Source organism: Cryobacterium sp. TS_SC_7 (assembly GCF_056156285.1).
Genome location: NZ_CM149589.1, coordinates 694,337 through 718,340 on the forward strand (window position 1 = coordinate 694,337; position 24,004 = coordinate 718,340).

23 protein-coding genes are annotated in these 24,004 nt (G+C 65.7%); 8 read left to right on the forward strand and 15 right to left on the reverse strand.

The window, feature by feature from the left end; translation table 11 throughout:
* Window positions 1-131: 131 nt before the first annotated feature.
* On the forward strand, window positions 132-365 hold the full coding sequence (locus AC0J5J_RS03225) for a hypothetical protein (protein WP_134423497.1): 234 nt from the start codon (window positions 132-134) through the stop codon (window positions 363-365).
* Window positions 366-446: 81 nt separating this feature from the next.
* On the opposite strand, the gene AC0J5J_RS03230 is transcribed toward AC0J5J_RS03225, so the two are convergent.
* From AC0J5J_RS03230 to sufB, 5 genes are all read right to left on the reverse strand, one after another.
* Entirely contained in the window at window positions 447-776 is a 330-nt protein-coding gene (locus AC0J5J_RS03230; protein WP_134366452.1) for a metal-sulfur cluster assembly factor, read from the reverse strand.
* Window positions 777-780: 4 nt separating this feature from the next.
* Window positions 781-1,545: a Fe-S cluster assembly ATPase SufC gene (gene sufC / locus AC0J5J_RS03235; RefSeq protein ID WP_134423498.1), complete on the reverse strand. Its 765-nt coding sequence runs from the start codon at window positions 1,543-1,545 to the stop codon at window positions 781-783.
* Between the two features lie 81 nt (window positions 1,546-1,626).
* Window positions 1,627-1,953 (reverse strand): non-heme iron oxygenase ferredoxin subunit, encoded by a 327-nt coding sequence (locus AC0J5J_RS03240; protein ID WP_134423499.1) that lies wholly within the window; start codon window positions 1,951-1,953, stop codon window positions 1,627-1,629.
* 1 nt (window position 1,954) lies between these two features.
* A complete protein-coding gene (sufD, locus tag AC0J5J_RS03245) occupies window positions 1,955-3,187 on the reverse strand; it encodes a Fe-S cluster assembly protein SufD (RefSeq protein ID WP_134423501.1) in 1,233 nt (410 codons plus the stop codon).
* Entirely contained in the window at window positions 3,188-4,606 is a 1,419-nt protein-coding gene (gene sufB / locus AC0J5J_RS03250) for a Fe-S cluster assembly protein SufB (RefSeq protein ID WP_134423502.1), read from the reverse strand. It abuts the gene before it with no gap.
* Window positions 4,607-4,871: 265 nt separating this feature from the next.
* On the opposite strand from sufB, the gene AC0J5J_RS03255 reads away from it, so the two are divergent.
* A complete protein-coding gene (locus AC0J5J_RS03255) occupies window positions 4,872-5,813 on the forward strand; it encodes a COX15/CtaA family protein (protein WP_134423503.1) in 942 nt (313 codons plus the stop codon).
* Window positions 5,814-5,854: 41 nt separating this feature from the next.
* Here AC0J5J_RS03255 and AC0J5J_RS03260 read toward each other — a convergent pair whose 3' ends face one another.
* Window positions 5,855-6,775 carry a heme o synthase gene (locus AC0J5J_RS03260; protein WP_134423504.1) on the reverse strand — a complete coding sequence of 307 codons (921 nt, stop codon included), beginning with the start codon at window positions 6,773-6,775 and terminating at the stop codon, window positions 5,855-5,857.
* A gap of 282 nt (window positions 6,776-7,057) precedes the next feature.
* On the opposite strand from AC0J5J_RS03260, the gene tkt reads away from it, so the two are divergent.
* From tkt to pgl, 6 genes are all read left to right on the forward strand, one after another.
* The gene (tkt, locus tag AC0J5J_RS03265; RefSeq protein ID WP_474899490.1) at window positions 7,058-9,151 is read left to right on the forward strand and encodes a transketolase; all 2,094 of its coding nucleotides are present in this window, start codon (window positions 7,058-7,060) and stop codon (window positions 9,149-9,151) included.
* Between the two features lie 58 nt (window positions 9,152-9,209).
* Entirely contained in the window at window positions 9,210-10,346 is a 1,137-nt protein-coding gene (gene tal, locus AC0J5J_RS03270) for a transaldolase (protein ID WP_134423506.1), read from the forward strand.
* Window positions 10,343-11,950, forward strand: coding sequence for a glucose-6-phosphate isomerase (locus AC0J5J_RS03275; protein WP_474899492.1), 1,608 nt, complete (start codon window positions 10,343-10,345; stop codon window positions 11,948-11,950). Before tal ends, AC0J5J_RS03275 begins: the two co-directional genes overlap by 4 nt.
* A gap of 67 nt (window positions 11,951-12,017) precedes the next feature.
* Window positions 12,018-13,559 (forward strand): glucose-6-phosphate dehydrogenase, encoded by a 1,542-nt coding sequence (gene zwf / locus AC0J5J_RS03280; RefSeq protein WP_134423509.1) that lies wholly within the window; start codon window positions 12,018-12,020, stop codon window positions 13,557-13,559.
* Complete coding sequence (locus tag AC0J5J_RS03285) at window positions 13,556-14,521, forward strand: glucose-6-phosphate dehydrogenase assembly protein OpcA (protein ID WP_134423510.1); 966 nt, start codon at window positions 13,556-13,558, stop codon at window positions 14,519-14,521. The genes zwf and AC0J5J_RS03285 overlap by 4 nt, the downstream gene beginning before the upstream one ends.
* Complete coding sequence (gene pgl / locus AC0J5J_RS03290; protein WP_134423511.1) at window positions 14,518-15,288, forward strand: 6-phosphogluconolactonase; 771 nt, start codon at window positions 14,518-14,520, stop codon at window positions 15,286-15,288. Before AC0J5J_RS03285 ends, pgl begins: the two co-directional genes overlap by 4 nt.
* Before the next feature lie 92 nt (window positions 15,289-15,380).
* Here pgl and AC0J5J_RS03295 read toward each other — a convergent pair whose 3' ends face one another.
* The 9 genes from AC0J5J_RS03295 to uvrC form a co-directional block, all read right to left on the reverse strand.
* On the reverse strand, window positions 15,381-15,749 hold the full coding sequence (locus tag AC0J5J_RS03295; RefSeq protein ID WP_134423512.1) for an RNA polymerase-binding protein RbpA: 369 nt from the start codon (window positions 15,747-15,749) through the stop codon (window positions 15,381-15,383).
* Between the two features lie 91 nt (window positions 15,750-15,840).
* Entirely contained in the window at window positions 15,841-16,092 is a 252-nt protein-coding gene (gene secG / locus AC0J5J_RS03300) for a preprotein translocase subunit SecG (RefSeq protein WP_104170978.1), read from the reverse strand.
* Between the two features lie 168 nt (window positions 16,093-16,260).
* The gene (gene tpiA / locus AC0J5J_RS03305) at window positions 16,261-17,061 is read right to left on the reverse strand and encodes a triose-phosphate isomerase (protein WP_134423513.1); all 801 of its coding nucleotides are present in this window, start codon (window positions 17,059-17,061) and stop codon (window positions 16,261-16,263) included.
* Complete coding sequence (locus tag AC0J5J_RS03310) at window positions 17,052-18,266, reverse strand: phosphoglycerate kinase (protein WP_134423515.1); 1,215 nt, start codon at window positions 18,264-18,266, stop codon at window positions 17,052-17,054. Before AC0J5J_RS03310 ends, tpiA begins: the two co-directional genes overlap by 10 nt.
* 11 nt (window positions 18,267-18,277) lie before the next feature.
* Entirely contained in the window at window positions 18,278-19,282 is a 1,005-nt protein-coding gene (gene gap, locus AC0J5J_RS03315) for a type I glyceraldehyde-3-phosphate dehydrogenase (protein WP_134423517.1), read from the reverse strand.
* A gap of 85 nt (window positions 19,283-19,367) precedes the next feature.
* Window positions 19,368-19,994 carry a superoxide dismutase gene (locus tag AC0J5J_RS03320; RefSeq protein WP_134423519.1) on the reverse strand — a complete coding sequence of 209 codons (627 nt, stop codon included), beginning with the start codon at window positions 19,992-19,994 and terminating at the stop codon, window positions 19,368-19,370.
* A 125-nt stretch (window positions 19,995-20,119) separates the two neighbouring features.
* A complete protein-coding gene (whiA, locus tag AC0J5J_RS03325) occupies window positions 20,120-21,100 on the reverse strand; it encodes a DNA-binding protein WhiA (protein ID WP_134423679.1) in 981 nt (326 codons plus the stop codon).
* Window positions 21,101-21,195: 95 nt separating this feature from the next.
* A complete protein-coding gene (rapZ, locus tag AC0J5J_RS03330; protein ID WP_134423521.1) occupies window positions 21,196-22,071 on the reverse strand; it encodes an RNase adapter RapZ in 876 nt (291 codons plus the stop codon).
* 62 nt (window positions 22,072-22,133) lie between these two features.
* Window positions 22,134-24,002, reverse strand: a complete 1,869-nt coding sequence (gene uvrC / locus AC0J5J_RS03335) for an excinuclease ABC subunit UvrC (RefSeq protein ID WP_474899493.1) — start codon at window positions 24,000-24,002, stop codon at window positions 22,134-22,136.
* Window positions 24,003-24,004 lie beyond the last annotated feature (2 nt).

Consider the following 24,004-nt stretch of genomic DNA (forward strand, 5'->3'; position numbering starts at 1 on the left):
GCGACTGTAATGCTATTCCAAACCTGCAATCGCCCTCCCACCGCCCTCGTACCGTCTAGCGGTGAGCAGGGCTGAGGCCTACCGTCGTCACCAGTCGCAGCAGTCGCTGCGCGAATCTGAGGAGGGCGTCGATGGACAACGATTCAACCACACCACCCCCACCCGGCGGGCGTGGGGCTCCCCCGGACCAGCCGGCCGACGACCGAGAATCGGACACACCGGTCGGCGACAGGTTCGAGGAGGGAGAGACCGAGGTTGGGCCGCACCCGTCCCTGATCAACCTGGAGAACTGGGAAGAGTCCGACCTGGCCTCGGCCGCCGGCCCGGATGACACGAGTGCGGTGGACCCCCGAGCGGCGGAGTGACCGGAGCCACTCCGTTTGGAAAGAACGAACGGGGCACCGACCAGATGGCCGATGCCCCGTTTACATTCGTGAATCGCTGGATCAGATCGAAAAGCCGAGGGCCCGCATCATGTCGCGACCGTCGTCGGTGATCTTTTCGGGACCCCACGGCGGCATCCAGACCCAGTTGATGCGGAACTGGTCGACGACGCCGTCCAGCGCCTCGGCGGTCTGCTCCTCGAGCACATCGGTCAGCGGGCAGCCGGCCGAGGTGAGGGTCATGTGAATGATCAGGGCGTCGTTCTCGTCGTCCCAACCCAGGTCGTAGATGAGCCCGAGATCGACGACGTTGATGCCGAGTTCCGGGTCCATGACGTCTTTGAGCGCCTCTTCGATTTCATCGAAACGCGCCGGAGTCAGCGTGGAGACCATGTATTTAGCCTACGTTCGATTCCGTGAGAAAGCGATCGTAACCCTCGTCCTCGAGGCGGTCGGCGAGCTCGGGTCCACCCTGTTCGGCGATGCGACCGTCGACGAACACGTGCACGAAGTCCGGCTTGATGTACCGCAGAATGCGGGTGTAGTGCGTGATCAGGAGCAGACCCAGGCCGGTGTTCTCCTTGGCCCGGTTCACACCCTCCGCCACGATCTTGAGCGCGTCGACGTCGAGTCCGGAGTCGGTCTCGTCGAGCACCGCGAACTTCGGCTTGAGCAGTTCGAGCTGCAGAATCTCATTGCGCTTCTTCTCGCCGCCGGAGAAGCCCTCATTCACGTTGCGTTCGGCGAAGCTCTTGTCCATCCGGAGCTGCTTCATCGACTCGCGCACGTCTTTGATCCAGGTGCGGATGGGTGGAGCCGTGCCGTCGATCGCGGTCTTGGCGGTGCGCAGGAAGTTCGTCACGGTCACGCCGGGGATCTCGACCGGGTACTGCATGGCCAGGAAGAGGCCGGCGCGGGCACGCTGGTCGACGGTCATGGTGGTGACCTCTTCGCCGTCGAGCAGAATCGATCCGCTGTCGACGGTGTACTTGGGGTGACCGGCGATCGTATAGGCGAGGGTGGACTTGCCGGACCCGTTCGGGCCCATGATGGCGTGGATCTCACCCTCGTTGATGGTCAGGTTCACCCCGTGCAGGATCTGCTTGGTGCCCTGGTCGGTCTCGACGCTGACGTGCAGGTCTTTGATCTCAAGAACTGACATGAATTCGATTTCTCTTTCGTTCTCCGGCGCGCACGCCGGCAAGTTGGGTGGCCGATAGGCCGGAGCTGGAGGTGGTCGGCGTCAGACGGCCACGGTGACGGACGGGTCGATGTAGACGTCGCCGTCGACCAGGTCGACCTTGTAGACGGGGACCGGCTCATAGGCCGGAAGGTTGAGCGGCTTTCCGGTTTTCAGCGAGAACTTGGATCCGTGAGCCCAGCATTCGACGGTGTCGTCTTCGACGAACCCCTCGGACAGCGAGATGTCTCCATGCGTGCACGTGTCACCGATGGCGAACACGTCGCCGGCCGAATCACGGACGACAACGATGGGCACACCATCGATCTCGACCTTGACCGCCTCATTGACGCCGAGTTCGTCGAAACCGCAGATCTTGGTGGATGCCATGTTAGTTGTCCTCTGTTGCGGTCAGTTCTGCTTCGACGGCCGCCTGGAGGCGCTCTTCGAGCAGGGGGGATCCGATCTGCTGCACGATCTCGCTGAGGAAGCCGCGCACGACCAGGCGGCGGGCCTCGTCCTCGGTGATACCGCGGGACTGCAGGTAGAACAGCTGTTCGTCGTCGAAGCGCCCGGTCGCGCTCGCGTGCCCGGCCCCGGTGATGTCGCCGGTCTCGATCTCCAGGTTCGGGATCGAGTCGGCGCGGGTGCCTTCGGTGAGCACCAGATTGCGGTTCTGTTCGTAGCTGTCGGTACCGGCCGCTTCCCGACCGATCAGCACATCGCCGATCCAGACGGTACGGGCGCCCTGGCCCTGCAGTGCGCCCTTGTAGGTGACCCGGCTGCGCGTGTTCGGCGCGACGTGATTGACGAATACCTGCTGCTCGAGGTGCTGGCCCGCGTCGGCGAAGTACAGGCCGAGAAGCTCGGTGTCCGAGCCGATCCCGGTCAGCTGCACCGAAGGATTGACCCGCACGATGCTTCCGCCGAGGGTCACGACGACATGCTTGAGGCGCGCGTCGCGGCCGATGGTCGCGAAATGGTTCGTCAGATGCACGGCTGAATCACCCCATTCCTGCAGGCTCACCACCGTCAGGTTCGCGGATTCGCCGAGGATGATCTCAACGTTCTCGGTCAGTCGAGCCTCACCGGTGTTCTCCAGGATCAGGATGGCCCGGCTGAACGGCTTCGCCTCGATGATGGTGTGCGCGCCACGGGCACCGGAACCCAAAGCAGCACGAGTCACCGTGGCTTCTTTGGCGTCCTCGCCGCTGATCGTGATCGAGAGCGCCTGCTCGAAGCTCGACCAGGCATTCGCCGACGCACGTTCTTCGGGAGCACCGGCGGAACCGATGCGGGAATCGCTGCGGTCGACCCAGTCGACCCGCACACCGGCGACGTCGGTGTGGTCGATCGGGTAGACGGATCCGTCGAGCGGGCCGGAGGTCAGGTCGGCGAACTTCTTCACCGGCGAGAGCTTCCAGACCGCTTCGCGACCCGTGACCGCAGCGAAGTCGGCCACGTTCACGCTCTTGAAGCGATCGGAACGGGTCTGCACCGGCACGTAGCCGAAACGGCCGTCCGAGTGCTCCTTGATGCCATGCTGTTCGGCAGTGGGCAGCGCTTCACTGGCTGTCACCGCGGTGGTTGGAGTGGAATTGAGTTGTGCAGAGGCGGCGGACATTTAGCCGACGGATCCTTCCATGCCCATTTCAATGAGCTTGTTGAGTTCGAGGGCGTACTCCATCGGGAGTTCCCGGGCAATGGGTTCGATGAAGCCGCGCACGATCATGGCCATCGCCTCGTCTTCGGGCATTCCGCGGCTCATCAGATAGAAAAGCTGCTCCTCGCTGACCCGCGAGACCGTGGCCTCATGGCCCAGCTGGACATCGTCGACGCGGATGTCGATCGACGGATACGTGTCGGAACGCGACTTCGTATCCACCAGAAGGGCGTCGCAACGCACGGTGTTCGCGGAGTGGTGCGCCGTGGCGTCCACCCGCACCTCGCCGCGGTAACCGGATCGGCCACCGCCTCGGGCAATCGACTTCGAGACGATCGAGGACTGCGTGTACGGCGCCATGTGGATCATCTTCGCGCCGGCATCCTGATGCTGGCCGGGACCCGCGAAGGCCACCGACAGGGTCTCGCCCTTGGCGTGCTCGCCCATCAGGTAGATCGACGGGTACTTCATGGTGACCTTGGACCCGATGTTGCCGTCGATCCACTCCATCGTGGCGCCCTCGGCCGCCGTGGCCCGCTTCGTGACCAGGTTGTAGACGTTGTTCGACCAGTTCTGGATGGTTGTGTAGCGAACGCGGGCGTTCTTCTTCACGATGATCTCGACCACAGCGGAGTGCAGCGAGTCGGACGAGTAGATCGGGGCGGTGCAACCCTCGATGTAGTGCACGTAACTACCCTCGTCGGCGATGATCAGGGTGCGCTCGAACTGCCCCATGTTCTCCGTGTTGATCCGGAAGTAGGCCTGAAGGGGGATCTCCACGTGCACGCCCGGCGGCACGTAGACGAACGACCCGCCCGACCAGACCGAGGTGTTCAGTGCGGCGAACTTGTTATCGCCGGACGGGATGACGCTGCCGAAGTACTCTTCGAAGAACTCCGGGTGCTCCTTCAGAGCAGTGTCGGTGTCCATGAAGATGACGCCCTGCGCGGCGAGTTCCTCGTTGATCTGGTGGTAGACCACCTCGGACTCGTACTGGGCGGCGACGCCTGACACGAGACGCTGGCGCTCGGCCTCCGGGATCCCCAGCTTCTCGTAGGTGCTCTTGATGTCGTCGGGCAGGTCTTCCCAGGTCTGGGCCTGCTTCTCCGTGGACCGCACGAAGTACTTGATGTTGTCGAAGTCGATGCCGGACAGGTCAGCGCCCCACGTCGGCATGGGCTTGCGCTCGAACAGTTCGAGGGCCTTGAGGCGACGCTGCAGCATCCACTCGGGCTCGCTCTTGAGGTTGGAGATGTCGGTCACCACCTCCGGCGAGATGCCGCGACGAGCGGATGCGCCGGCCGCGTCGGAGTCGGACCAGCCGAACTCGTAGACACCGAGCCCCGCGAGTTCGGGGCGGTCAAGCAGGACGTCAGACATATTTACCTCTTCTCCCATCCACGACAACCCGGATATTAGTCCGGTCATTCCCGCACCGGCCTCCAGCGGAGACACGGTAAGCAAATGGGTTGTGTGGGCGGCTACGTTGCGTACCTAAGATGTTATGGACGACGTGGTCTTGCGCCGCGGTTATGTCAACCGTTGTGCTGCCGCCATGAAACACCTAATTCTACAGGCTAGCGACGTGATCGGTGGTGCGATCCGGCGTTTTCACATGTGGCCCATCGAAGAGGAAGCAGAACCGGTGAAGCGTATTTCGGAGTGGTTGCCGACCAGGATCGACAAGCGTGTGCGTGTGATCGCCTGGATCTACCTGGCCGCCCAGATTCTCCTGGTCGGCACGGGCGGACTGGTGCGCCTGACGAGTTCCGGGCTCGGCTGCCCCACCTGGCCCAAGTGCACGGCCGACTCGCTGATCAACACGCCCGAGATGGGGATCCACGGCTTCATCGAATTCGGCAACCGCCTGCTCGGCCTGGCTCTGGGTCTGGTGGCCATTGCGGCGTTCCTCGCCGTGGTGCGCCTGCGCAAGGAACGACCGGACCTGTTCTGGATCGCCTTGCTGGCGGGACTGGGCATTCCCGCCCAGGCCGTCATCGGCGGGATCAGCGTTCTCGCCCAACTGAATCCGTACGTTGTCGGGTTCCATTTCGTGATCTCCGTGATCCTGGTCGTGCTCTGCACCGTCTTCGTGCACCGCGTCTACACCGGCCGGGTACAGCGCACCCTCGTGGTGCCGCGCTGGTACCGCGCCCTCGCCTACGCCACGAGCGCCGTCGTGTTCATCACGATCCTCGTCGGCATCCTCACCACCGGGTCGGGCCCGCACGCCGGGGACGCCGATGCGCCGCGCACCGGTCTGGACCCCGAGATCCTGCAGCATGTGCACAGCTGGCCCGCCTACCTCACCCTGGCCCTCACCCTGGTGCTCCTGGTCACGGCGTTTTCGCGCAACCTGCCCACCCAGGGCTGGGCGATGCTGCTGCTGCTCGTTGAGGCGCTGCAGGTCGGCGTCGGCCTGATCCAGTCCAACACGGGGCTGCCGGCCGGACTGGTCGGCATCCACATGGTGCTGTCCTGCGTGCTCGTGGCCGTCATGACCGTGCTGGTCCTGAACCTCCACGCGCCGATCGCCGGCCGGGCCTCCCCGGCGTCGTCGACCGCGGATCTCGTCGGGCGACGGTAGTCCCGTCACGCCGGCAGGTCCGGACCGGCCGGCCGGCCGGCTTAGAACGGGAGCAGCGGGTCGACACCCACGGCGACGAAGAGCAGCGTGAGGTAGGCGATCGAGCCGTGGAACACGCGCATCGGTGAGACCTCCGCGTGGCGGATCGCGAGGCCGTAGAGCCGGTGCGTCTCGTAGATGAACCAGGCGCCCGTGACCAGGGCCACGAACATGTACACCAGTCCCATGTCGGCGATGGGCACGAGCAGGAGCGAGCAGGCGACGGTCGCCCAGGCATAGAGGATGACCTGCAGGCCCACCTGGCTGCGGCCGCGCACGACGGCGAGCATCGGGACCCCGGCGGCCCGGTAGTCGTCGCGGTACTTCATGGACAACGGCCAGTAGTGCGGCGGGGTCCACAGGAAGATGATCAGGAACAGGATGAACGGCGGCCAGGACAGGTCACCGGTCACGGCGGCCCAGCCGATCAGCACGGGCATGCACCCGGCGATGCCACCCCAGATGATGTTTTGCGCGGTGCGGCGTTTGAGCACCAGTGTGTAGAACACCACATAGAGCAGGATGGCTCCGAGTGACAGGGCCGCGGCAAGGAGATTGGTGAAGACCCACAACCAGACAATGGATGCGAGCCCCACCACCCACGCGAATATGAGTGCCTGGCGGTCGGTCAATTCGCCCGTGACCAGCGGACGATTCTGGGTGCGCTTCATCAGGCGGTCGATGTCCCGGTCGATGTAGCAGTTGAATGCTCCGGCCGAGCCGGCGCTCAGGGCGCCGCCGATGAGGGTGGCCAGAACCAGCCACAGACTCGGGATGCCGCCCTCGGCCAGGATCATGGTGGGAGCGGTCACCACGAGGAGCAGTTCGACGACCCGGGGCTTGGTCAGAGCGAGGTAGGCCATGACGGTGCGGCGGAAGGTGAGTGGGGTGCCCACTGTGGTGTTGACGGCGGCTCCGGTCATGGCTCCTCTAATGCTGGTGCGGTGATGCGAGTCTAGGCGACGGGCGGAAACCGGGTCCGTCGACGGTGGTCGCGTGTGCGTCAGGAGCGAACACATCACGGCGTCCCAATCCGCGTTGCCTATACTGGGGATGCTCGCCAATCACGGTGCATGCAGGCATGATCCACCGGAACCGGGCATCTGCTGCGACACCGTGATGACGCTGATGTCCTCGGGCGCGCACAATAGCGGGTGCGGGTTGTCAGCAACCTTCTCCCTTGTCTTCAGAAGGGTCAATACCAAGTGGCAGCACTGCAGTGGGATTCGATTGATAGCAAGGCGGTCGACACGGCACGCCTCCTCGCGGCCGACGCCGTGGAGAAGGTCGGGAACGGGCATCCGGGAACCGCCATGAGCCTCGCTCCCGCTGCGTACCTCCTGTTCCAGAAGGTCATGCGCCGGGACCCGTCCGACAATGAATGGATCGGCCGGGACCGGTTCATCCTCTCGGTCGGGCACAGCTCGCTCACCCAGTACGTGCAGCTCTACCTGGGCGGCTACGGCCTCGAACTCGAAGACCTCAAGGCGCTGCGCACGTGGGGTTCCAAGACCCCCGGGCACCCCGAGTACGGTCACACCGACGGCGTCGAGATCACCACCGGTCCCCTGGGCCAGGGTCTGGCCTCCGCCGTCGGCTTCGCCTACGCCTCCCGCTTCGAGCGCGGACTCTTCGACCCCGACGCCTCCGTCGGCCAGAGCCCCTTCGATCACTTCGTCTACGTGATCGCCGGTGACGGCGACCTGCAGGAGGGCATCACGAGTGAGGCCTCCTCGCTCGCCGGCCACCAGCAGCTCGGCAACCTGATCGCGATCTACGACAGCAACCAGATCTCGATCGAGGATGACACCAACATCGCCTTCACCGAGGACGTCGCGGCCCGCTACGCGGCCTACGACTGGCATGTGCAAACGGTCGACTGGAAGAAGACCGGCGAATACGTCGAAGACGTCGCGGCCCTGAACGACGCGATCGAGGCCGCCAAGGCCGTCACGGACAAGCCGTCGCTGATCATCCTGAAGACCATCATCGGCTGGCCCAGCCCGAAGAAGCAGAACACGGGCAAGATCCACGGTTCGGCGCTCGGCGCCGAGGAACTCGCCGGCGTCAAGACCGTACTCGGGTTCGACCCGGAGCAGACCTTCCAGGTCGCCGATGAGGTCATCGCTCACACCCGCCTGGCGCGGGACCGCGGCGCGGCCGCACACAGCGCGTGGACCGCGACGTTCGACGCGTGGGCTGCCGCCAACCCCGAACGCAAGATCCTGCTCGACCGGGTACTCTCCGGCGACCTGCCCGACGGCGTCGACGACGTGCTGCCCGTCTTCCCCGCGGGTACCGAGGTGTCGACCCGCGCCGCCTCCGGCAAGGTCCTGACCGCCCTGGGCACCGTCATCCCCGAACTGTGGGGTGGCTCCGCCGACCTCGCCGAGTCGAACAACACGACCATCGGCGGTGCCGCGTCGTTCATTCCGGCCGAGCACTCGACCGGTGAGTGGACCGGGAATGCGTACGGCCGGGTTCTGCACTTCGGGATCCGCGAACACGCCATGGCGGCGATCCTCAACGGCATCGTGCTGCACGGGAACACCCGCCCCTTCGGCGGGACGTTCTTGATCTTCAGCGACTACATGCGTCCCGCCATCCGTCTCGCCGCTCTCATGAAGTCCCCGACCATCTTCGTGTGGACCCATGACTCCGTGGCTCTCGGCGAAGACGGCCCCACCCACCAGCCGGTCGAGCAGCTTGCGACCCTGCGCGCCATCCCCGGGCTCGACGTGGTGCGCCCCGGCGACGCCAACGAGGTCGCCTGGGCGTGGAGGACCATCCTCGAGCGTCGCCAGGGCCCGGCCGGCATCGTGCTGACCCGGCAGAACATCCCCGTGTTCGAGCGCGGCGAGGGCGACGCCATCGGCGACGTCTTCGCATCCGCCAAGAATGTAGCGAAGGGCGCCTACGTGCTCGCCGAAGCTCACGGCGGAACCCCCGACGTCATCCTGATCGGGACCGGCTCTGAGGTCCAGCTGGCCCTGGCCGCCCGCGAGCAGCTCCAGGCCGAGGGCATCACTGCCCGTGTCGTGTCCGCTCCGAGCCTCGAGTGGTTCCGCGAGCAGAGCGCCGAATACCGCGAATCCGTTCTCCCTGCCGCGATCACCGCGCGGGTATCGGTTGAAGCGGGAATCGCGTTGACCTGGGACAAGTACGTCGGCGACCGCGGACGCAGCGTCTCGATCGAGCACTTCGGTGCGTCTGCCGACTACAAGACGCTGTTCCGCGAATTCGGAATCACGACGGATGCCGTCGTGGCCGCCGCCAAGGAATCCCTCGCCGCGCGCTGAGCTGCGCCGCCGCGACACCACCACACCTGACTACCTGCATTACAAGGAGATACGAATTATGACTGAGAACACCCCCCTCGCCGAGCTGTCACTGGCCGGCGTCAGCATCTGGCTGGACGACCTGTCCCGTGAGCGCATCGCATCGGGCGGTCTGGCGAATCTGATCGCCACCAAGAACGTCGTCGGCGTCACCACCAACCCGACCATCTTCGCCGGCGCCCTCAGCAAGGGCGAGGCGTATGCCGACCAGGTCGCCGCCCTCGCCGCGGCAGGCACCAGTGTGCACGATGCCGTCTTCGAGATCACCACCGACGATGTGACCGCGGCCAGCGATATCTTCCGTCCGGTTTACGATCGCACCAACGGTGTCGACGGGCGCGTCTCCATCGAGGTCGAGCCGGGTCTGGCGCACGATGCGGCCGGCACGGTCGTTCAGGCCCAGCAGCTCTGGGCCAAGGTCAACCGGCCCAACGCCATGATCAAGATCCCCGCCACCATCGAAGGTCTCGACGCGATCACCGCGACGATCGCCCTGGGCATCAGCGTCAACGTCACCCTGATCTTCAGCCTGGAGCGTCACCGTCAGGTCATCAACGCGTACCTGTCCGGTTTGGAAAAGGCCCGGTCTGCGGGCATCGACCTCAGCACGATCCACTCCGTCGCGTCGTTCTTCGTGTCGCGGGTCGACACCGAGATCAACGGGCGCCTCGAGCTCATCGGCACGGATGCCGCGCTCGCCCTGAAGAGCAAGGCCGGCGTCGCGAACGCCCAGCTTGCCTACCAGGTCTACGAGGAGGCGTTCTCGACCGAACGCGCCCTGGGTCTGATCCAGGCAGGTGCGAACAAGCAGCGCCCCCTCTGGGCCTCCACCGGGGTCAAGGACCCGAGCCTGCCCGACACCCTCTATGTGACCAACCTGGTCGCCCCCGAGGTTGTCAACACCATGCCGGAGAAGACGCTCGAGGCCACACTCGATCACGGAGTCATCCCCGCCAACTCCATCAGAGGCACCTACGACGAAGCGAACCGGGTTCTCGACGCCCTCGCCGACGAGGGTGTCTCCTACAACGACGTCACCCAGGTCCTCGAGGCGGAAGGCGTGGCCAAGTTCATCATCTCGTGGAACGAGCTGCTGGACACCGTGACCGCAGCGCTCGAGTCCGCGACACCGATTGACACCGGTTCCGCACTGTGAGCTTTCGCATCTCCGTCAGCGGCTCTGCCGCCGAGGCTGTGCGCACCACCGTTCCGTCTCTCGTAGCCGACCTCGTCGCATCCGGCATCACCGCTCTCGACCCGGCACTGTGGGGTCCCGAGGCGGAAGCCGAAGCCGCCACGCGCCTCGGCTGGACCGAGTCCGTCGCGGACTCCCGCCCATTGATCCCTGAGATCCTCTCTCTGCGCGACTCCCTGCGGGCCGCCGGCGTCACCCGCATCGCCCTGGCCGGCATGGGCGGGTCGTCGCTGGCTCCCGAGGTCATCACCCGCACCTCAGGGGTCAACCTCACCGTGCTCGACTCGACCGACCCCGGTCAGGTCCTCGCGGCCCTCGGTGCGAACCTGGCCACCACCGCGCTCGTCGTCTCGTCGAAGTCCGGTTCCACCGCCGAGACCGACAGCCAGCGCCGCGTCTTCGAGCGCGCCTTCCGTGAGGCAGGCATCGACCCGGTCGAACGCATCATCATCGTGACCGACCCTGGCTCCCCGCTCGACGCCGACGCGCGGTCCGTGGGCTACCACGTCTTCAACGCGGACCCCACGGTCGGCGGGCGTTTCTCGGTGCTGACCGCTTTCGGACTCGTTCCGTCCGGTCTCGCCGGCGTGGACATCGCCGAGCTGCTCGACGAGGCGGAGGCCATCTCGCTCTCCCTCGCCATTGACAGCCCCGAGAACACGGGCCTCATCCTCGGTGCTGCCATCGCCGCGTCCACACCGCGTCGGGACAAACTCGCGATCGTCTCCGATGGCACCCACATCGTGGGCTTCGCCGACTGGGCCGAGCAGCTCATCGCTGAATCCACCGGCAAGCAGGGCGTCGGTATCCTTCCCGTCGTGCTCGAACCGGACGCCCCCGAGCTGTCGTGGGACCTGCCGGACCTGCAGGTTGTGCGCCTCGTCGCCGACGCCGGCCTGGAGGTGTTCTCCGACAACGATGGACGGGACGAAATCCGGGTCAGCGGCACCCTCGGCGCCCAGTTCCTCGTTTGGGAGTACGCGACGGCAGTCGCCGGCCGCCTGCTCGGCATCAACCCGTTCGACCAGCCGGATGTCGAGGCCGCCAAAACCGCGACCCGCGGGCTTCTCGACGCGCGCCCCGAGCCGGCTCCCGCCGCGTTCATCTTCGACGGCATCGAGATCCGCGGCACCGCCCACGTGATCGGCGCCGCCAGCGACCTCGCTTCCGCCGTCGACGCGCTGATCGAGGAACTGGGCCCGGACGGCTACATCTCCGTGCAGGCTTACGTGAACCGACTCGCGCTGCCGCAGCTCGTCGAGGTTCGCGAGCTGCTGGCTGCTCTGGCCAAGCGACCGGTGACCTTCGGCTGGGGACCCCGGTTCCTGCACTCGACGGGCCAGCTGCACAAGGGCGGCCCTGCCACCGGGGTGTTCCTGCAGATCCTCACCACCGCTGATTCCGACCTTGACATCCCGGATCGCCCGTTCACATTCGGCGAGCTGATCCAGGCGCAGGCCAGCGGTGACGCCAGCGTGCTCGCCGACCACGGTCGCCCGGTTCTGACGCTGACGCTGACCGATCCGGCACGGAACATCACCACCCTGTTCAACGCCCTGCGCTGATCTCTTCGGCGCCGGCCAGCCGGCGCCGAACCGATCGTGTACGACTGTCCCACCTTGAAGGAGCCGCATGTCCCCGGTGGAAATCACCCCGGAGTTCAATCCCCTGCGTTCACCGAACGACTACCGTCTGAATCGTATCGCCGGGCCCAGCAGCCTCGTGATCTTCGGGGTCACCGGTGACCTGTCGCGGAAGAAACTCATGCCGGCCGTCTACGACCTGGCCAACCGTGGCCTGCTTCCACCGGGGTTCGCGCTCGTCGGTTTCGCGCGCCGCGACTGGTCCGACGAGGATTTCATGAAGGTCGTGCACGACTCCGTGAAGGAGTTCGCGCGCACCGAGTTCAACGAGGATGTCTGGGCCCAGCTGGCCGAGGGCATCCGTTTCGTGCAGGGATCGTTCGACGATGCCGCGTCGTTCCAGCTTCTCAAGGACACGATCGCCCAACTCGACGCGGAGCGGGGAACGATGGGCAACCACGCGTTCTACCTGTCGATCCCGCCCAAGGCCTTCCCTCAGGTGACGGAGCAGCTGCGTCGTTCCGGTCTCGCCGAGCAGAAGGACGGCCAGTGGCGCCGCGTCGTGATCGAGAAGCCGTTCGGCAGCGACCTCCAGACCGCGCGTCAGTTGAACGACGTCGTCGAGTCGGTCTTCCCGGCCGATTCCGTCTTCCGCATCGACCACTATCTGGGCAAGGAGACGGTCCAGAACATTCTGGCGCTCCGTTTCGCCAACCAGCTCTATGAACCGATCTGGAACGCCAACTACGTCGATCACGTGCAGATCACCATGGCCGAAGACATCGGCGTCGGCGGCCGAGCCGGCTACTACGACGGTATCGGAGCAGCCAGGGACGTCATCCAGAACCACCTCCTGCAACTGCTGGCGTTGACCGCGATGGAGGAGCCCATTTCCTTCGATGCGGCCGACCTCCGTACGGAGAAGGAGAAGGTGCTGGCCTCTGTCCGGCTTCCGGACGACCTGGCCCGTGGCACAGCCCGCGGCCAGTACGCCGGCGGGTGGCAGGGCGGCGAGAAGGTCCTCGGTTTCCTCGAAGAAGACGGGATGAACCCCGAGTCCGTCACCGAGACGTACGCCGCGCTGCGGCTGACCATCGAGAACCGCCGCTGGTCCGGCGTGCCGTTCTACCTGCGCGCCGGCAAGCGCCTCGGCCGCCGAGTCACCGAGATCGCCGTGGTCTTCAAACGGGCCCCCCAGCATCTCTTCGGCAAGGGCAACTCCACCCCCCTCGGCGAGAACGCCCTGGTCATCCGGGTGCAGCCTGACGAGGGGGTCACCATCCGCTTCGGCTCCAAGGTGCCCGGCGCCGGTATGCAGGTGCGCGACGTCACCATGGACTTCGGCTACGGCCATGCGTTCACCGAGGCCAGCCCCGAGGCGTACGAACGCCTGATCCTGGACGTACTCCTGGGCGACCCGCCGCTGTTCCCCCGACATGAAGAGGTCGAGCTGTCCTGGAAGATCCTCGACCCGATCGAGGAATTCTGGGCGGAGCAGGGCCAACCGGAGCAATACCGACCGGGAACCTGGGGCCCGGTCTCGGCCGATGAACTGCTGTCCCGCGACGGCCGACACTGGAGACGCCCATGATCGTCGATCTGCCCAACACGACCACCTCCAAGATCTCGAAGGCGCTGGTGCGCATCCGGGAGGAGGGCGGTGCCGTCGCCCTCGGGCGGGTGCTCACATTGATCATCGCCGCCACCATGGGCCGTGAGGAAGAGGCCATCGAGGCCGCGAACGACGCGTCTCGGGAGCACCCCATGCGCGTGATCGTGCTGTCGACCAGAGACCAGGATTCGGCCGAGCCGCTGGCACCGCGGGTCGACGCCGAAATCCGGGTCGGCGGCGATGCCGGCGCGAGCGAGGTCATCGTTCTGCGCGCCTACGGAGACGCCGCCAGCGACCCGGAAAGCCTGGTGACGGGTCTGCTGCTGCCGGACGCCCCCGTCGTGGCCTGGTGGCCCGGTGTGGCGCCGGCCGTGCCCGCGGATTCTCCTCTCGGTCGGATTGCCCACCGCCGAATCACGGATGCCTCCGCCCAGCCGGATCCACAATCCGCACTGCACCTGCTCAGCGGCTCGTACCGGCCGGGCGACACCGACTTCGCCTGGACCCGACTCACCCTCTGGCGGGCGCAGTTGGCCGCGGTCCTCGACCAGCCACCCTTCGAGGCCGTCACTGCCGTACAGGTGTCCGGGGCCGCCGACTCACCCTCGACAACCCTGCTCGCCGCGTGGTTGGCCCTGCAGCTGCAGGTTTCCGTCGACTACGAATTCACCACGGGTCCGCTCTCCCACGGCATACGAAGTGTCCATCTCACCCGGGCGGCCGGTGTCATCTCCCTCGAGCGCGAGGTTCCCGACGTAGCCCGCCTCACCCAGCCTGGGCAACCGGTACAGGATCTCACCCTCAAACGACGCAGCCTGCGTGATTGTCTCAGCGATGAGCTGCGCCGGCTCGACCCGGATGAGCTGTATGGTGAGGTCATCACGCGCGGCCTACCGCACCTTGACGATGTGGTCGCAGAACAAACCGAAGGACGACCGTGACCAACGAACGACGCGTACTCGTGCACCCGAATCGGGCTGCTCTCGCCGCCTCCGTGGCGGCCCGCTTCATCACAACGACCGTGGACATCCTGCACGAGCAGGGCGAGGTGAATGTGGTCCTGGCCGGCGGTTCCGTCGCGATGGAAGTGCTGGAAGCCGTCAACGCCTCCGCCGCCCGCGACACCATCGACTGGGACCTGGTCACGTTCTGGTGGGGAGACGAGCGCTGGGTGCCGAAGAACCACCCCGACCGGAACGAACTCCAGGCCCGCACGGCGCTGCTCGACCACATCTCGGTTCCGCCGGAGAACATCCACCCGTTCGCGGCCTCGGACGAGGGCGTCGACCTCGACGATGCGGTCGCGAACTATGCCGCACTGCTCGAGTCCCGCTCGATCGACGGGACAGACCTGCCCCGCTTCGACATCACGCTGCTCGGTGTGGGACCGGACGGCCATATCGCGTCGCTGTTCCCCCACCAGCCCGGTATCCGCGAGCACAGCAGAAGCGTGCTTGCCGTACGCAACTCCCCCAAGCCCCCGTCGGAGCGGCTCAGCCTCAGCCGCCCTGCTCTGAACTCCTCCCGGTGCGTGTGGATGGTGCTGGCCGGCCCGGACAAGGCCTCCGCGCTCGGCCTCGCCCTCGCCGGAGCCAGTCGGGACGAAGTCCCGGTAGCGGGCATCAAGGGCCGACGGTACACGAACTTCTTCGTTGACCAGGAGGCCGCCGCCGAGGTTCCGGAGAACCTCACCGCGTCCACGTTCTGAACGAAGCACCGTTCCGAAGCACCCCGCATCATCAGAAAGGCCCCGACCGAGGTCGGGGCCTTTCTGTTGATGCGAGACCGTGCGTGAGAACGTCAGTTCGTTGCGGACAGCTTGCCGCGACGCACGCGCAGCTGCTGCAGCGCCTCTTCGAGAAGCGACTCTGCCTCTTCTTCGGTGCGACGTTCCTTCACATACGCCAGGTGGGTCTTGTACGGTTCGAGCTTGACCACCGACGGCGGGTTGGCCTTGTCGCGACCGGCCGGAAGACCGGACGACGGGCAATCAATCGTCTCGGGGATCTCTTCATCGGGGAGATTGGCGGCGAAGTACCGGACGGTCTCGTTGCCGAGCGCGTCCCAGTAGGACACCTTGATCCGGTCCGCGTGAAAACCGCGGTCCTGCTCCCCCATCGGGCCGGCACCGACCCGGGATCCTCTGATTGCGCTGCCACCAGATGCCATTTTGTTCCTCCGCTTGAAATGGGCGTTGAAGCCGATTGACCGGTTGAGCCGATGCTCGTCTACCTATAAAACGCGAGCAGTGATGGGGAAGCTAAAGCCCCGTGTCGAACTTGGTGATCAGGCCCAGGATCACGATGCACGTGATCCAGAGCAGCCCCAGGATCACGGTGATGCGGTTGAGGTTGCGTTCGGCAACTCCGGATGCGCCGAGGTTGGACGTGACACCTCCGCCGAACATATCGGAGAGACCGCCACCGCGCCCCTTGTGGAGCAAAATGAGCATGGTCAGCAGGAGGCTCGTAATTCCGAGCAATACCTGCAGCACAACCTGGAGAATCTCCACGCGAAACCTTTCACAGTGCGATGGGCACGAGTCCCATCAAGATCAGTGATAATCATAGCCTGACTCACGAACCAGCCCACCGGCCCCCTGTTGGGGGGCCGATGGGCTGATTCCGAGCCTGCTATCGAGCACTCGGCCGTTTCAGACCGATTGTCGCAGACCGTTCCGTTACAGACCGACGTGCTGCTGGAACCGGACGATGCTCGAGAACTCGTCGATGTCCAGGCTGGCGCCGCCCACAAGGGCGCCGTCAACATTCGGTTCGCGCATGAAGCCCGCGATGTTCGAACCCTTCACGGAACCGCCGTAGAGGATGCGGGTCTTGTCGGCCACATCCTGTCCCAGCGTTTCCAACAGAACGAGACGCAGCTGTGCCGCCACCTGTTCGGCCTGCTCAGGCGTTGCCGCCTGGCCGGAGCCGATCGCCCAGACGGGCTCGTAGGCGACGACGAAGTCGGCCGCATTGGTCACACCGGACAGTGCTGCGCGCAGCTGGGCAACCGGCACGGCGCTCGGGCCGTGCAGTTCCAGGTCTGCGGCGGTCTCGCCGACGCAGATGATCGGAACCAGGTTGTGCTTGAGCGCAGCCGTGACCTTCGCCGCGACGACCTCGTCAGTCTCGGCGTGCAGCGTGCGTCGCTCGGAGTGACCGATCAACACGTACTGGCACTCGAGCTGCGCGAGGAACGCGCCGGAGATCTCGCCGGTATAGGCACCCGAATCCTGAGCCGACAGATCCTGACCGCCGAAGGCGATCGGGAGCTTGTCGGCGGAGACGAGCGTCTGCACGGAGCGGAGGTCGGTGAACGGTGGGAACACCGCGACCTCGACCGCTGCGACATCGTGCTTCGCATCCTTGAGATTCCAGGCAAGCTTCTGGACGAAAGCGATGGCCTGGAGGTGATCCAGGTTCATCTTCCAGTTGCCGGCGATCAGCGGAGTACGCCGTGGGTGTTCGTTTACTGCCATCCGAGGACCTCCAGTCCTGGCAGGCGCTTACCCTCGAGGAATTCGAGGCTGGCGCCGCCGCCGGTAGAAATGTGACCGAACTGCTCGTCGGTGAAACCGAGGATGCGCACGGCCGCGGCCGAGTCTCCACCTCCGACGACACTCAAGCCGTCGACCTCGGTCAACGCGCCGGCTACCGCACGGGTGCCCTCCGCGAACGGCGCCATCTCGAACACGCCCATCGGGCCGTTCCAGAAGACCGTCTTCGACGACCGGATGATGGCCGCGAAAGCCGCACCGGTCTCCGGGCCGATGTCCAGGCCGAGACCGGAGGCACCGAACGGGGTGTCCTCGATCGCGTTGGCCGGGGTGACCACCAGATCGGCGTCCGCCCCGAACTTGGAGGCGACGACGATATCCGTCGGCAGCACGATCTTCACGCCCAGGCGCTCCGCTTCCAGAAGGTAACCGCGAACGGTCTCGATCTGGTCGGCTTCGAGCAGGCTTGCGCCCACCTTGTGACCCTGAGCGGCGAGGAACGTGTACGTCATGCCGCCGCCGATGAGCAGCGAGTTGACGCGGGGCAGCAGGTGCCCGATGACGCCGAGCTTGTCGGACACCTTCGAGCCGCCCAGAACAACCGCGTACGGCGCTTCGGGCTTCTCGGTGAGGCGGTCCAGGACTTCGAGCTCAGCGGCGATCAGGAGTCCGGCCGCGCTGGGAAGGATCCCGGCGAGGTCGTACACACTGGCCTGCTTGCGGTGCACGACGCCAAAGCCGTCCGAGACGAGCACATCGCCCAGAGCAGCAAGCTCCGTGGCGAACGCTTCGCGCTCGGCGTCGACCTTGGCGGTCTCCCCCGCGTTGAAGCGGAGGTTCTCGAGAACCACCACCTCGCCGTCGGAGAGAGCGGCGACGGCAGCCTGAGCCGACGAGCCGACCGTGTCCGTGGCGAAGGCCACGTCCGCGCCCAGGAGCTCACCGAGTCGGACCGCGACGGGAGCCAGGCTGTACTTGGCTTCCGGTGCGCCCTTCGGGCGACCGAGGTGCGACACGATGACAACGCGCGCACCCTGCTCGATGAGTGCCTTGATAGTGGGCAGGGATGCCCGCACGCGACCGTCGTCGGTGATCTGACCGTCTTGCAACGGCACATTCAGGTCACAACGAACGATGACGCGCTTTCCGCCGAGCTGCCCCAACGAATCGATAGTACGCAGCGTCACTGCGGACTCCGTTAGAGGCTCTTGGCGACGAGGGCGGTGAGGTCAACCATGCGGTTGGAGTAGCCCCACTCGTTGTCGTACCAAGCGGACAGCTTGACCTGGTCGCCGATGACGCGCAGCAGGCCGGCGTCGAAGATCGAGGAGTGCGGGTCGGTGACGATGTCGCTGGAGACGATCTCGTCTTCCGTGTACATCAGGATGCCCTTGAGGGGTCCCTCGGCGGCAGCCTTGTACGCAGCCTTGATGGCCTCGACGGTGACAGGGCGCTCGGCAACGACGGTGAGGTCGGTGATGGAACCGGTGGGAACCGGAACGCGCAGCGCGAAGCCGTCGAGCTTGCCCTTGAGCTCGGGCAGAACCAGGCCGAGGGCCTTGGCTGCACCGGTCGAGGTCGGGATGATGTTCACAGCGGCGGCGCGGGCGCGACGCAGGTCGGAGTGCGGGCCGTCCTGCAGGTTCTGGTCGGCCGTGTACGCGTGGATCGTGGTCATCAGGCCGTGCTTGATCCCGAAGTTGTCGTTGAAGACCTTCGCGAGGGGCGCGAGGCAGTTCGTGGTGCACGACGCGTTGGAGATGATGTCGAACTTGGCCGGGTCGTAGTCCGCCTCGTTGACGCCCATGACGATGGTCGCCACGTCGCCGGTGGCGGGGGCGGAGACGATGACCTTCTTGGCACCGGCGGTGATGTGCTTCTGCGCATCCTCGGCCTTGGTGAAGCGTCCGGTGGACTCGATCACGATGTCGACGCCGAGGGCAGCCCACGGAAGGTTGGCCGGGTCGCGCTCGGCGAGGACCTTAATCGGCTTGCCGTTGACGAGGATGGTGTCGCCATCAACCTCGACGGTGGCGGGCAGGCGACCGGTGATGGAGTCATATTTAAGAAGGTGAGCCAGCGTCTTCGCCTCGGTGAGGTCGTTCACGGCGACGATCTCGATGTCGCTGCCCTGGGCCAGGACGGCGCGAAGATAATTACGGCCGATGCGGCCGAATCCGTTAATACCAATCTTTACAGACACAGATGTCTCCTTTTACTTGTGCGCTGAAGCGCGTTTTTTTTGTTGAACGGGACGGGCTACGGGCCCCCGGAGGGGCCCGGCTCCTCTAGGAGAGGAGCAGAAGACCGTTGGTCTTTTCGCGTGCCACGGTGAAGCGCTCCTGCACATTCGCCCAGTTGACGATGTTCCAGAATGCCTTCACGTAGTCGGCACGAACGTTGCGGTAGTCGAGGTAGTAGGCGTGCTCCCAGACGTCGAGCATCAGCACGGGGATCGTGCCGGCGGCGAAGTTCGCCTGCTGGTCGAAGAACTGCTGGATGATCAGCCGCTGGCCGATGGAGTCCCAGGCCAGAACGGCCCAGCCGGAGCCCTGAACGCCGAGCGCCACGGCTGCGAAGTGCGCCTGGAACTTGTCGAAGGAACCGAAGTTGTCGTCGATGGCACTGGCCAGGTCGCCGACGGGCTTGTCGCCGCCGTCGGGCGAGAGGTTGGTCCAGAAAATCGAGTGGTTGACGTGGCCGCCGAGGTTGAACGCGAGGTCCTTCTCCAGCTTGTTCACATAGGTGAGGTTGCCGGCGTTGCGGGCCTCTGCCAGTTGCGCGAGAGCCGTGTTGGCACCCGTCACATAGGCCTGGTGGTGCTTGCCGTGGTGGAGTTCCATGATGGTGCCGCTGATGCTCGGCGCGAGGGCCGAGTAGTCGTAGGCCAGAGCCGGAAGTGTGTATTCAGCCAATGTGCATCTCCTCTATATTTGCCGGCGTGAAATGCTCCGCCGCCAGTTCGTGAGCAACCATTCCAGTCTACTCAGGATGGGCTGGGGCTGTGACGAACGTGGATGAACGCTGGGTGCCGGGCACCTCAGACGTCGTCGAGATCCGTGGGAAGGTTCGCGTCGGTGCCGGGGATGCCCAGATCGGACGCCTTCTTGTCGGCCATGGCCAGCAGGCGACGGATGCGACCGGCGACGGCATCCTTCGTCATGGGCGGGTCGGCGTGGTGGCCCAGCTCGTCCAGGCTGGAATCGCGGAAGGAGAGACGCAGCTCGCCCGCATACCGGAGGTGCTCCGGGATGTCCTCACCGAGGATCTCCATGGCACGCTGCACGCGAGCGCAGGCGGCCACGGCGGCCTGCGCGGATCGACGCAGGTTCGCGTCGTCGAAGTTGACCAGGCGGTTGGCGGTCGCGCGTACCTCGCGGCGTTGACGCAGTGCCTCCCAGTTGAGGACGGTCTCCTGAGCTCCCATCTGCACGAGCATCGCGCCGATGGCGTCGCCATCCCGGATGACCACGCGGTGCACGCCGCGTACCTCGCGGGCCTTGGCGACGACACCGAGGCGGCCGGCGGCTCCCACCAGCGCCATCGCGGATTCATTGCCGGGGCAGGTGACTTCCAGCGCCGCGGAACGACCGGGGTCGGTCAGGGAACCGTGGGCGAGGAAGGCGCCACGCCAGACGGCGGCGATTTCTTCCTTCGATCCCGTGGTGAGCCGGTTCGGGAGGCCACGGATCGGGCGCCGTCTCGCATCCAGCAGACCCGTCTGGCGCGCAAGGGTTTCGCCGCCGTCGAGCACCCGCACCAGGTAGTGGCTGGCCCGGCGTAGGCCCGCTGCGGGGATCACGGTGACGTCGCTGCGCACGCCGTAGAGTTCGGCAAGGTCCTTGCGCACCCTCCGGGCCAGGAGAGGAGTATCCAGCTCCGACTCGATCGCGATCCGACCGGAAATCATGTGCAGTCCGCCGGAGAAGCGGAGGATGGTCGCCAATTCCGCTGCACGCACCGTGGTCTTCGAAACTTCGACGCGAGCAAGCTCGTCTTTAACGTCGGCGGTGAGTGCCAATCGCTTGTCCATTCTGTCGTCCCGGCCAGAGCTGGCCGGGTTGTATTCGTGCTGGCTGAAGTCGGCGCCTGCAGCAAGCAGTCGCCGTCTTCGTGTCATTCTCGTCCGAGGTCGCGATTCTTGATGCTGACGGCGACGCCGGGGAAATCCTTGACCAGGGCCGCGATTTCTGCGGCCATGGCTACCGAGCGGTGCTTGCCGCCCGTGCACCCGACCGCAATCGTCGCGTGGCGTTTGTTCTCCCGCTGGTAGCCCGCGAGGACAGGTTCCAAGGCGGCCGCATAGTGCCGGATGAAGTCCCGCGCACCGATCTGGTCGAGAACGAAATCCCGCACTTCGGCATCCTGGCCGTTGTGCGCCCGGAGCTCCGGGACCCAGAACGGGTTGGGCAGGAAGCGAACGTCGGCGACCATGTCGACGTCCGTGGGGAGACCGTATTTGAAGCCGAAACTCATCAGGGTGACGTGCACCCCGGCGGCGTCCTCGGCGGCGAAGCGGTCCGAGATCGATGTGGCCAACTGGTGGATGTTGAGGTCCGAGGTGTCGATCACGAGGTCGCAGGACTCGCGCACGGCGCTGAGCTTGTGCCGCTCCGCCGAGATGCCGTCGAGGATCGTGCCGTCCCCCTGAAGCGGATGCGGGCGACGCACGGATTCGAAGCGGCGCACGAGCACGTCGTCGCGCGCCTCGAGGAAGATGACCCGTACCTGGGTCGTCCTCCGCAGTGAGTGCAGGATCTCCTGGAAGTCGGAGAAGAAATCCCGACCACGAATGTCGACGACGGCCGCGATCTTGGGAAGGCTGGTGCCTGCACGGCCGACGAGTTCGACGAGCGGGCGCAGCATCTGGGGCGGCAGGTTGTCGACGACGTACCAGCCCAGGTCCTCGAGGGCGTTGGCCACCGTGGAGCGACCTGCGCCGGACATACCCGTCACGATAAGCATTTCCTGCCTGTCGATATCCGTTGTCATTCTGCGCTGCGCCTTCGATCGAGTGGAACCTAAGTGTCCAGCCTACCGATCAGCCGGGCGGTTCAGGCGCGCAGGTGACGATGAATCGCCTCCGCCAGCACCGGACCGATGCCGCGAACCTCGGCAATCGCCTCCACCGGCGCCTCCTTGAGGCGGGCGACCGACCCGAAATGTTGCAGCAGCACCTTGACTCGTGCCGGCCCGAGACCGGGGATCTCCCCCAGAACCGACGTGATATCGCGCTTCCGCCTCGACCGCTGGTGCACGATCGCGAACCGGTGCGCCTCGTCCCGGATGCGCTGGATCAGGAACAAAGCGTCGCTGTTCCGCGGCAGGATCACCGGGTAGTCGGAGTCCGGCAACCAGATCTCCTCCAACCGTTTCGCGATGCCGCACAACTGGATGCCGGTCACACCGGACTCCCGCAGGGCACGCGCCGCGGCGGCGACCTGCGGCTGACCGCCGTCGACGATGAGCAGGTTCGGCTGGTACCGGAACTTCTTGCGTTTACCCGTGGCATCGACGTCGCCGTCAGCGGGAGTCGCGTCGTCGGGAACGAGATACGCCAGGCGGCGGGTCAGCGTACGGTAGATGGAGTCCGTGTCATCCGTCGACTCGGGGATGCTGAACCGACGGTACTCGTCGGTGCGCGGCAAACCGTCTTCGAAGACCACCATGGAGGCGACGATGTTGGTGCCGCTGAGGTGCGAAACGTCGTAGCACTCCATCCGGAGCGGCGCCGACGGCATGTCCAACGCCTCCTGGATGTCCTCCAGCGCCTTGGACCGGGCGACGAAGTCGGAGCTTCGCCGGGTCTTGTAGAGCATCAGGGCGTGCTTGGCGTTCTGGGTGGCCGTGGCGAGCAGCGCGGCCTTCTCTCCCCGCTGCGCGGCGACGAGTCTCACTTTGCGCTTGCCGATGCCGGCCAGCCAGGTTTCAAGCGCCTCGGCGTCGTCGGGCAGTTCCGGGACCACGATCTCGCGCGGCGGCGCGGTCCCTGAGCCGTAGGCGGTGAGCATGATCGAGTCGATCAGGTCGCTCGTCGTGAGGTCAAGCTCCTTGTCGACCATCCACCCGCGCACACCGCGGATTCGCCCGCCGCGCACGATGAACAGTTGCACCGCCGCGGCCAGCTCATCCTGGTCGATGGCGAAGAGGTCGATGTCGACGTTGTCGCGAAGCACGACGGCGCTCTTCTCCAGCACCGCATCGAGGGCCCGCACCTGATCGCGCCGTTTCGCGGCGACCTCGTAGTTCTGGGTGAGCGCGGCATCCTTCATCTCCGCGGTCAGCTTGTTGATCAGCTTGCGATCCTGGCTGCCCATGAAGCTGACGAATTCGTTGACGATGGCGCGGTGCGCCTCGATGGTGACCGTGCCTGAGCACGGCCCGAAGCAGCGCCCGATCTGACCGGCGAAGCACGGCTTGCCGGACTGCATGGCGCGTTTGTAATTGGCGTTGTTGCAGGTGCGGATGGGAAAGGCCTTGAGCATGAGCTCGATGGTCTCGTAGACGGCCCAGACCTTGGGGTACGGCCCGAAATACCGGGCGCCGCGGATGCCGGTGGTGCGGGTGACGAGGGCACGCGGCGCCTCGTCGGCGAGGGTCACGGCGAGGTAGGGGTAGGACTTGTCGTCCTTGAACTTCACGTTGAACGGCGGGTCGAACTCGTTGATCCAGGTCCACTCCAGCTGGAGCGCCTCGACCTCGGTACCGACGACCGTCCACTCGACCGACGTGGCCGTCGTGACCATACGCCGGGTACGCTCGTGCAGGCTGTTCAGCGGGGCGAAGTAGTTCGCCAGCCGGGCCCGCAGGTTGTTGGCCTTGCCGACGTAGAGCACCCGGCCGGTTTCGTCACGAAACCGGTACACTCCGGGACTCGTGGGGATCTCGCCCGTCTTGGGGCGGTAGCTCAGCGGCTCGGACATGA

What these genes read in the sequence shown, in the direction of transcription:
- sufD (WP_134423501.1), bottom strand. Translation starts at nt 3,187, where the DNA reads ATGTCCGCCGCCTCTGCACAACTCAATTCCACTCCAACCACCGCGGTG.
- rapZ (WP_134423521.1), bottom strand. Translation starts at nt 22,071, where the DNA reads ATGACAACGGATATCGACAGGCAGGAAATGCTTATCGTGACGGGTATG.
- sufC (WP_134423498.1), bottom strand. Translation starts at nt 1,545, where the DNA reads ATGTCAGTTCTTGAGATCAAAGACCTGCACGTCAGCGTCGAGACCGAC.
- AC0J5J_RS03260 (WP_134423504.1), bottom strand. Translation starts at nt 6,775, where the DNA reads ATGACCGGAGCCGCCGTCAACACCACAGTGGGCACCCCACTCACCTTC.
- sufB (WP_134423502.1), bottom strand. Translation starts at nt 4,606, where the DNA reads ATGTCTGACGTCCTGCTTGACCGCCCCGAACTCGCGGGGCTCGGTGTC.
- zwf (WP_134423509.1), top strand. Translation starts at nt 12,018, where the DNA reads ATGTCCCCGGTGGAAATCACCCCGGAGTTCAATCCCCTGCGTTCACCG.
- AC0J5J_RS03295 (WP_134423512.1), bottom strand. Translation starts at nt 15,749, where the DNA reads ATGGCATCTGGTGGCAGCGCAATCAGAGGATCCCGGGTCGGTGCCGGC.
- tal (WP_134423506.1), top strand. Translation starts at nt 9,210, where the DNA reads ATGACTGAGAACACCCCCCTCGCCGAGCTGTCACTGGCCGGCGTCAGC.
- uvrC (WP_474899493.1), bottom strand. Translation starts at nt 24,002, where the DNA reads ATGTCCGAGCCGCTGAGCTACCGCCCCAAGACGGGCGAGATCCCCACG.
- AC0J5J_RS03240 (WP_134423499.1), bottom strand. Translation starts at nt 1,953, where the DNA reads ATGGCATCCACCAAGATCTGCGGTTTCGACGAACTCGGCGTCAATGAG.
- tpiA (WP_134423513.1), bottom strand. Translation starts at nt 17,061, where the DNA reads ATGGCAGTAAACGAACACCCACGGCGTACTCCGCTGATCGCCGGCAAC.
- AC0J5J_RS03225 (WP_134423497.1), top strand. Translation starts at nt 132, where the DNA reads ATGGACAACGATTCAACCACACCACCCCCACCCGGCGGGCGTGGGGCT.
- AC0J5J_RS03285 (WP_134423510.1), top strand. Translation starts at nt 13,556, where the DNA reads ATGATCGTCGATCTGCCCAACACGACCACCTCCAAGATCTCGAAGGCG.
- AC0J5J_RS03230 (WP_134366452.1), bottom strand. Translation starts at nt 776, where the DNA reads ATGGTCTCCACGCTGACTCCGGCGCGTTTCGATGAAATCGAAGAGGCG.